The organism is Streptomyces sp. NPDC032472 (assembly GCF_040636955.1).
In the GTDB taxonomy this organism is placed as follows: Bacteria; Actinomycetota; Actinomycetes; order Streptomycetales; family Streptomycetaceae; genus Streptomyces.
In genome coordinates this window covers 1-2288 of the sequence record NZ_JBEZVK010000191.1, presented here as the reverse complement: position 1 = coordinate 2288, position 2288 = coordinate 1, and the positions used below count along the sequence as shown (strand labels likewise).

1 pseudogene is annotated in these 2288 nt (G+C 78.6%); it reads right to left on the bottom strand.

The window, feature by feature from the left end:
* Positions 1-92: 92 nt before the first annotated feature.
* Positions 93-2288 (bottom strand): annotated as a pseudogene (locus tag AB0F11_RS38085) (hypothetical protein); the annotation flags it as partial.

Sequence of the window (2288 nt, the reverse complement as noted above, 5' to 3'; positions counted from 1 at the left end):
ATGCCCACCCCCGCTTCGAAATCGGGCGGGCTGGCTCCAGCCTCGCCGGCGATTGAGGCGCGGGGCCGGGCGGAGCTCCGGTGCCCGGGAGGTCAGGCGAGGAGGGAAGCGATCGGGGACAGGGGGTCCCAGTGGGGGTCCCGGTCCGTGAGGCGGGTTGTCACCCGGGCCCAGGCCTCGGGGTCGGTGCCCAGGCGGGCGGCGACCAGGCCGGCCAGGGCCTCCAGGGCGGCCGGCACCTGCGGCGGGGCGTCCGCGCGGCGGGCCGCGCCGCTCAGGTACGCGAGGACCACCGCAGCCGGAGCCACCTCGTGCATGAGGTCGGCGACCTCAAGGTGGCCCGAGGCCAGCAGGCCGTCGAACTGGGTGGCGGCGGCGCAGCCGTAGAGGCCGCCCAGCCCGTACCGGGCCCGCGCCCGGGTCAGCGCGGGCCCGTCGGGCAGGCCGTCCGGCCCGGGCTCCTCGACCAGCTCGGCGTGGCGCAGCCGCAGCGCGGCCGGCGCGTCGGGATGGCGGACGATGTACGACCACTGCGGCAGCGGATCCTCCGCATGGGCGCTCTCCACGGCATCCCAGTCGATCCCGTACAGGCGGTCCCGCAGGACACCGGTGGTCTGCCAGTGGTGGGTGGCCCGCCGCAGCCGGGCGATGAGCCTGCCGGGGGCCAGTTCCCGGTCGGCGCGGGCCCGCAGCACGGCGTCCGGGTCCCCGGACTCCAGTGCCTTGACGCAGAGTCTGGTGGCGGCCTGGCCGAGGACACCGCGGGCGACGAGCGCCGCGAGCCGGCCGGGCCCGCCGTGCTCGCACAGGTGGAGGCAGCCGAGCACCTGCTGGACGAGGCCGAGGTCGGTGCGCCGGGCGAAGACCTCCTCGATCAGCTCGGGTTCGGCCGAGGAAAGCCAGCGGGCGCCGCCCACCGGCCCGGCCGACGGATCGGCCCGAAGCTCGGCCAGTACCCGCGCCCCCAGCCCCTCCGCGGGGCGGCCACCGCCGGGGCGCGAGCGGGCCACGATGCGGCTGGCGACCTGCGACGTGGTGCCGTGGCGCAGCAGCGCGAGGTCGACGTCCGTCTCGCCGAGGTCGGCCAGCAGTTCCCCGGCGCCGGGCGAGAGCCACCGGGTCTGGGAGGCGAGGACGCGCAGGGCCTGCGGATCGCGCCCGGCCAGCAGCCGGGCAAAAACGGTCCGCGGGGTCCGGTCGTGCCGCAGCAGGTAGGCGGCGAGCAGCCAGGGCCCGTCCGGGCCGAGTTGCGGCAGGACGGCGTCGACGACCTCGGCGTCGTCGGCCACGCACAGCAGGGTGCCGACCGGCCAGAGCCAGAGGTGGTTGCCGCGGTCGGCCATCCGGGCGGCCTCCTCGGGCGTGCCGGGGCGGGCGGTGTACGAGGCGTACGCGCGTTCCTCCAGCGGCCGGTACGCAGCGGGTGCCGTGTCGCCTGAGCGGGCCAGCCGCAGCAGTTCCACCCAGCCGGGGCCGCCCAGCGGCGCGCCGGTGGCCGTCGTGCCCGTGGGTCCGGCGGCAGCGGCCGCGGTGTCGGCGAGCCGGAGCCAGGCGTCCGGGTCGGTGCCGAGCTCGGCGCGCAGCAGCCGGCCGGTCTCGGCCCGCCAGGCGGCGGCGAAGGCGAGGCGGCGCCAGTCGTGCGGGAGCTGCAGCAGGTGGCGTGCCGGGAGCACGGCTGTGAGTTCGCCTGCTTGGACGATGCCCTGGGTGTAGGCCCGTTCGAGGGGCTGGACGCCGGTGCCCCACGTGGTCACGGGTGCGGCCCGGATCTCCTCCGGGGTGGGCGCGGTGGGCCAGGAGCCGTGGGGCGGTGCGATGCCCTGGGCGGCGCAGGCCTCGACGAGCCACTGCGGGGTGGCGAGGCCGGGGGCGGTGTCGCCGTGGTGGTGGGCGAGGAAGTGCAGCACGCCCGGGTCGGTGGGGAGCGGGACCTCGCCCGGCGCCAGGGAGCGCAGGAGGTCGAGGGCGGGGAGGGCCGCCGCCATGCGGTGTCCGCGGGGAACGGCGGGTGCCTCGGCCGCTTCCGCCGCTGCGGGACCGCGGTCCGCGGGGGCGGCCGCTTCGCCGTCCAGCGGGCCCGCGGCCGGTCCGTCCGTACCCGCACCGCCGGCGCCCCCGGAGCCCCCGGGGCCGTCGCTCTGCGGGGCCGGGGCCGGGGCCGGGGCCTTCCCGGCTTCGGCGAGCACCTCGCCGAGGGTGCCCGGGTGTCGGGGCAGGAGGGTGTCGAACGCGGCCCAGGCCTCGGGGCGGTCGCCGAGCCGGTCGGCGGCCCGCTCGTGCAGGGCGCC